The sequence below is a fragment of the Phenylobacterium sp. genome (assembly GCF_036821595.1).
Lineage (GTDB): Bacteria > Pseudomonadota > Alphaproteobacteria > Caulobacterales > Caulobacteraceae > Phenylobacterium.
Genome location: NZ_DAISJG010000118.1, coordinates 1 through 5,066, shown reverse-complemented (window position 1 = coordinate 5,066; position 5,066 = coordinate 1). Strand labels below are relative to the sequence as shown.

Here is a 5,066-nt window from a genome sequence, read left to right as displayed (position 1 = left end):
ATGGCTTCCGCACCGAAACGCCGCGCAGAACGCGCGCCCGGGGAAGAGCCCGACACCGCGGGCTTCTTCGCCGTGTCGCTCGACCTGTTGTGCATCCGCGACGCCGACTTCCGGTTCGTGAAGGTGAACCCGGCCTGGGAGCGGGCGCTCGGCTACCGCGTCGAGGAGCTGGAGGGCCGGCCGATGCTGGACTTCATCCACCCCGACGACCGGCCCTCCAGCCAGGGCCACATGCAGCGGCTGGAGCGCGAGACCGAGGTCGACGGCTTCGTCAACCGCTACCGCTGCCGCGACGGCTCCTACCGGCACCTGGAGTGGCGGGCGCGCCGGGTCGGCGACCTCGTCTACGGCGTCGCCCGCGACGTCACCGAGCGCCTGGCCTTCGAGGCCGAGATGGCCGCGGCGCGGATCGCCGCGGAGGAGGCCAACCGCGCCAAGAGCGAGTTCCTCGCCAACATGAGCCACGAGATCCGCACCCCGCTTAACGGGGTGATCGGCATCGCCGCGGCGCTCGCCCAGACGGAGCTCGCCGACCACCAGCGCGAGATGGTCGAGTTGATCGCCCGCTCGGGCGGGACGCTCGAGCGGCTGGTCTCCGACATCCTCGACCTCTCCAGGATCGAGGCCGGCCGGCTGGAGATCGAGGTCCGCCCCTTCGACCTGCGCGCCGAGCTGGACGGGGTGGTGGAGGTCTTCCGCCTGCGGGCCGGGGACAAGGGGATCGCCTTCCGCATGGACCACGGCGGCGCGGCCCGCGGCGAGTTCCTGGGCGACGCCGTGCGCCTGAAGCAGATCGCCGCGAACCTGCTCTCCAACGCCGTCAAGTTCACGGCCGAGGGCGAGGTGGCGGTGCGCCTCGACGTGGAGGACGGGGAGCCCGGCGCCCCGGCCCGCCTGCGCCTGGAGGTCCGCGACACCGGCGTCGGCTTCGACGAGGCCTTCGCCGCGCGCCTGTTCCAGCGCTTCAGCCAGGCCGACACCTCGATCACCCGCCGGTTCGGCGGCAGCGGCCTGGGCCTGTCGATCAGCCGGGCGCTCGCCGAGATGATGGGCGGCGAGCTGCAGGCCGCCTCGATCCCCGGCCGCGGCAGCGTCTTCCGCCTCGTCCTGCCGCTACCGCGCCACCGGCCGCTCGCCGACTACGACGCCGGCGCCGGGTCCGCCGCGGCGGAGCCGACGGCGCTGCGCCTGCCCGCCCACGCCGGCCCGCTGCGCGTGCTGCTGGCCGAGGACCACCCCACCAACCGCCGCGTGGTCGAACTGATCCTCGAGCCGCTGGGCGTCGAGCTGACCGCGGTGGAGGACGGCGCCCGGGCGCTCGAGGCCTGCCGGGCCGGGGCCTTCGACCTCGTGCTCATGGACATGCAGATGCCGGTGATGGACGGGCTCGCCGCCACCCGGGCGATCCGCGCGCACGAACAGGCGACCGGGAGCGGCCGGCGCACGCCGCTGATCGTGCTCAGCGCCAACGCCATGCGCCAGCACCGCGACGAGGCCCGCGCCGCCGGCGCCGACCTTCACCTCGCCAAGCCGGTCACCGCCCGGGCCCTGGTGGAGGCCATGGCCCGCATCCTGGACGACGCCCGGCCCTAGTCGCCGACCGCCCGGGCCAGGAGCTCCAGCGCCGCGGCCGCGAAGGCCCGCATGTTGGCCGATCGGTCGTCGGAGCCGGTCTCGACCGTCAGGACCAGCTCCACCGGCCCCGACACCGCCACGCAGGTGTGGCCCGGCGCGTCGCCGTAGGGGTTGCCGGTCGGCCCCGCCGCCCCGGTCTCCGAGACGCCCCAGGTCGCCCCGAACCGCTCGCGGACCGTGCGCGCCAGCAGCAGCGCGTAGGGCTCGCTCGCCGAGCGCATGCCGGTCAGCGCTTCCTTGGGGATCTCCATCAGCATCACCCGGGCCTTGGGCGTGTAGACCACCGCGCCGCCCAGGTAGTACTTCGAGGCCCCCGGCACGGCGAGCAGGGCCGCCGAGACCAGGCCGCCCGACGAGCTCTCCGCCACGGCCACCGTCTGCCCCGCCGCCTTCAGCCGCTCGCCCAGCGCCTCCGCGATCCGCTCCAGCTCGTCCACGCTCGTCCCCCTTGGCTCCCGCCCCGTTCGGCGCCCATGATGGCGGCCTATTTCAGAGAAGACCATTTCACGGGAGGAATTTGATGGACGCCCAATCGCAGTGGACGGGCCTCGACGCCGGCCGGCTGGAGCGGATCACCGACCACCTGGAGCGCAACTACATCGCCAACGGCAAGATCACCGGCTGCCAGGTGACCGTCGCCCGCCACGGCCACATCGCCTATGCGCGGAACTTCGGCCTGATGGACCGCGAGCGGGGCAAGCCCACCGCCGACGACACCATCTACCGCATCTATTCCATGACCAAGCCGATCACCTCGGTCGCCCTGATGACCCTCTACGAGCAGGGCCATTTCCAGCTGAACGACCCGGTCAGCCGCTTCGTCCCCTCCTGGAAGGACCACCGCGTCTGGACCAGCGGCGAGGGCGACGTCATGCAGACCGAGCCCGCGCACCGGCCGATCAGCTTCCGCGACGTGCTCTCCCACACCGCCGGCCTGACCTACGGCGGCGGCCTGCCCGGCGTCGGCGTCCAGCATCCGATCGACCACATCTACCGGTCGCTGAAGATCCGCTCCTTCGACGCCCCCGACAGCATGCAGACCTTCCTCGACAAGCTCGGCCAGGTGCCGCTGCGGTACCAGCCGGGCGCGGCCTGGATGTACTCCCTGGCCACCGACGTCTGCGGCGCGCTCGTCGAGGTGATCTCCGGCAAGCCGCTCGCCCAGTACCTGGACGAGGTGATCTTCCGGCCGCTCGGCATGACCGACACCGCCTTCCAGGTCGCCCCGGACAAGGCCCACCGCTTCGCCGCCAACTACCAGCGCGGCCCCGACAAGCAGCTCAAGCTGATCGACGACCCGGAGAAGAGCGCCTTCCTCCGCGAGCCCGGCTTCAAGTCCGGCGGCGGCGGGCTCACCGGCACCAGCGCCGACTACCTGCGGTTCTGCGAGATGCTGCGCCGCGGCGGCGAGCTGGACGGCCAGCGGATCCTCGGCCCCCGCACCATCGAGCTGATGCACATGAACCACCTGCCCGGCGGCAAGGACCTCACCCAGGTGGCCCTCGGCTCCTTCTCCGAGACCGCCAACGAGGGCGTCGGCTTCGGCCTGGGCTTCGCCTCCACCCTCGGCCAGGTGGAGACCGGCTCCCTCGGCGCCGGCGACTACTACTGGGGCGGGGCGGCCTCGACCATCTTCTGGGTCGACCCGAAGGAGGACCTCTCGGTGGTCTTCATGACCCAGCTCATGCCGTCGGGCACCTTCAACTTCCGCGGCCAGCTCAAGAGCATCATCTACTCGTCGATCATCGACTGAATCCTTGCTTGGAGCGCGTCCGGGCGGCGAAACCGCTCACACTTTCGCCTGACGCGCTCCGGACTGGACGATCCGGGCGGACGGGCCTATCCGTCCGCCCATGCCCATGTCCCAGCCCGACCTGGAAGCCGCCCTGCGCGAAGGCTTCCCCGACGCCGAGATCGAGGTCTTCGACCTGGCCGGCGACGGCGACCACTACCGCGCCCGGATCGTCTCGCCCGCCTTCCGGGGCCTGCCCCGCGTCAAGCAGCACCAGCTCGTCTACGCCGCGCTGAAGGGCAGGATGGGCGGCGAGCTGCACGCGCTCGCGCTCGAGACCTCCGCGCCCTCCTGACGCGCCGGGCCTCCGGCGCTTGACCCTGGGGACCCCCGTCCCTAGCTCTTGGCCCAAGACTTCCCATTCGCCGAAAGGGCGATCCGCATGACCGACGCCGCCACCGCCAACCCCGTCCACGACTGGATCTCCAAGTCCGTGGCGGAGAACCCCGTCATCGTCTTCATGAAGGGCGAGCCGGAACAGCCCCGCTGCGGCTTCTCCGCCGTCGTGGTCCAGATCCTCGACCACCTGGGCGTGGACTTCGTCGGCGTCGACGTCCTGCAGAGCGAGGCCCTGCGCGAAGGCATCAAGTCCTACTCCGACTGGCCGACCATCCCGCAGCTCTATGTGAAGGGCGAATTCGTCGGCGGCGCGGACATCGTCAAGGAGATGTTCCAGACCGGCGAGCTGAAGGGCTTCCTGGCCGAACAGGGCGTGCTTACGGCGTGACCCGCCTGCTCGAGCCGCCGGAGGGCCGGCAGGTCTTCACGCGCGGCTTCGAGCCCGCCGCCGCCGACATCGACGCCAACGGCCACGTGAACAACGTGGTCTATCTGCGCTGGGCGCAGGAGCTGGCCATCGCCCACTGGGAGAGCCGCGCGCCCGCCGAAGCCCTGCAGCAGTGGGCCTGGGTGGCGCTCCGCCACGAGATCGACTACCGCCGCGCCCTGCTGCCCGGCGAGACCGCCACGGGCCGCACCTGGGTCTCCGACACGGCGGAAGGCCCGCGCTTCGACCGCTTCGTCCGCATCGACGGCCCCGACGGCGCCATGTGCGCCCAGGTGGCCACCACCTGGGTGCTGATCGACCAGGCCACCGGCCGCCCCCGCCGCGTCCTGCCCTGGATGCTGGAGATGTTCGCCTAGCGGCCCTGGCGCCCGGCCATCGGGTTGAGCAGCACGACCCGCGCCCCCGGCGGCACGCCCAGCTCGGCCCAGGTGAAGGTCAGCTCCGTGGTCCCGCCGGCGAGCGACCGGCAGGGGTCGAGCCGCCGGCGCCCGAACGCCAGGGTCACCGCCCCGCCCTTGCGCTCCACATGGAAGGCGAAGTCCGCCTTGCCGGTGCAGCCGCCACTCGCCACCCGGATGACCAGCGCCTCGCGCCCCGCCCGCGCCGCCTCGATCGTCTCCAGCTCCGCCAGCGCCGCCCCGCCGGCCCCGACCACCGTCCGCGGCGCCGTCGCGCACCCGCCAAGCGCCCCAAGAACGCCCGCGACGGCCAGGACAAACACCCTGCGATTCATGCCCCCCACTCCGCCACAGCCGGCGCGCCAGCGGAAGGGAAGGAACCACGGACCACACGGAATACACGGACGGGCGAGCCGTCCGGCGCCTGCGCCCCGGCCCGCCTGCGCGCCTCCGG

At 72.4% G+C, this 5,066-nt stretch carries 7 protein-coding genes; 5 read left to right on the top strand and 2 right to left on the bottom strand.

Annotation, left to right across the window (positions count from 1 at the left end; translation table 11 throughout):
* Entirely contained in the window at positions 1–1,593 is a 1,593-nt protein-coding gene (locus tag V7Z97_RS19295) for an ATP-binding protein (RefSeq protein WP_334165095.1), read from the top strand.
* Here the strand turns inward: V7Z97_RS19295 and V7Z97_RS19290 are convergent.
* On the bottom strand, positions 1,590–2,072 hold the full coding sequence (locus tag V7Z97_RS19290; RefSeq protein WP_334165093.1) for a CinA family protein: 483 nt from the start codon (positions 2,070–2,072) through the stop codon (positions 1,590–1,592). The two genes, V7Z97_RS19295 and V7Z97_RS19290, sit on opposite strands and share 4 nt — an antisense overlap.
* An 83-nt stretch (positions 2,073–2,155) precedes the next feature.
* Between V7Z97_RS19290 and V7Z97_RS19285 the strand changes: the two genes are divergently transcribed.
* From V7Z97_RS19285 to V7Z97_RS19270, 4 genes are all read left to right on the top strand, one after another.
* Positions 2,156–3,388 carry a serine hydrolase domain-containing protein gene (locus V7Z97_RS19285; RefSeq protein WP_334165092.1) on the top strand — a complete coding sequence of 411 codons (1,233 nt, stop codon included), beginning with the start codon at positions 2,156–2,158 and terminating at the stop codon, positions 3,386–3,388.
* Positions 3,389–3,488: 100 nt separating this feature from the next.
* Entirely contained in the window at positions 3,489–3,722 is a 234-nt protein-coding gene (locus tag V7Z97_RS19280; protein ID WP_334165090.1) for a BolA family protein, read from the top strand.
* Positions 3,723–3,809: 87 nt separating this feature from the next.
* Positions 3,810–4,154 (top strand): Grx4 family monothiol glutaredoxin, encoded by a 345-nt coding sequence (gene grxD / locus V7Z97_RS19275; RefSeq protein WP_325461625.1) that lies wholly within the window; start codon positions 3,810–3,812, stop codon positions 4,152–4,154.
* Positions 4,151–4,570, top strand: a complete 420-nt coding sequence (locus V7Z97_RS19270) for an acyl-CoA thioesterase (protein WP_334165087.1) — start codon at positions 4,151–4,153, stop codon at positions 4,568–4,570. Before grxD ends, V7Z97_RS19270 begins: the two co-directional genes overlap by 4 nt.
* Here V7Z97_RS19270 and V7Z97_RS19265 read toward each other — a convergent pair.
* Entirely contained in the window at positions 4,567–4,947 is a 381-nt protein-coding gene (locus V7Z97_RS19265; protein WP_334165085.1) for a hypothetical protein, read from the bottom strand. The two genes, V7Z97_RS19270 and V7Z97_RS19265, sit on opposite strands and share 4 nt — an antisense overlap.
* Between the last annotated feature and the right edge of the window lie 119 nt (positions 4,948–5,066).

Coding starts and splice junctions, on each gene's coding strand:
- grxD (WP_325461625.1), top strand. CDS start 3,810: ATGACCGACGCCGCCACCGCCAACCCCGTCCACGACTGGATCTCCAAG.
- V7Z97_RS19285 (WP_334165092.1), top strand. CDS start 2,156: ATGGACGCCCAATCGCAGTGGACGGGCCTCGACGCCGGCCGGCTGGAG.
- V7Z97_RS19265 (WP_334165085.1), bottom strand. CDS start 4,947: ATGAATCGCAGGGTGTTTGTCCTGGCCGTCGCGGGCGTTCTTGGGGCG.
- V7Z97_RS19295 (WP_334165095.1), top strand. CDS start 1: ATGGCTTCCGCACCGAAACGCCGCGCAGAACGCGCGCCCGGGGAAGAG.
- V7Z97_RS19280 (WP_334165090.1), top strand. CDS start 3,489: ATGCCCATGTCCCAGCCCGACCTGGAAGCCGCCCTGCGCGAAGGCTTC.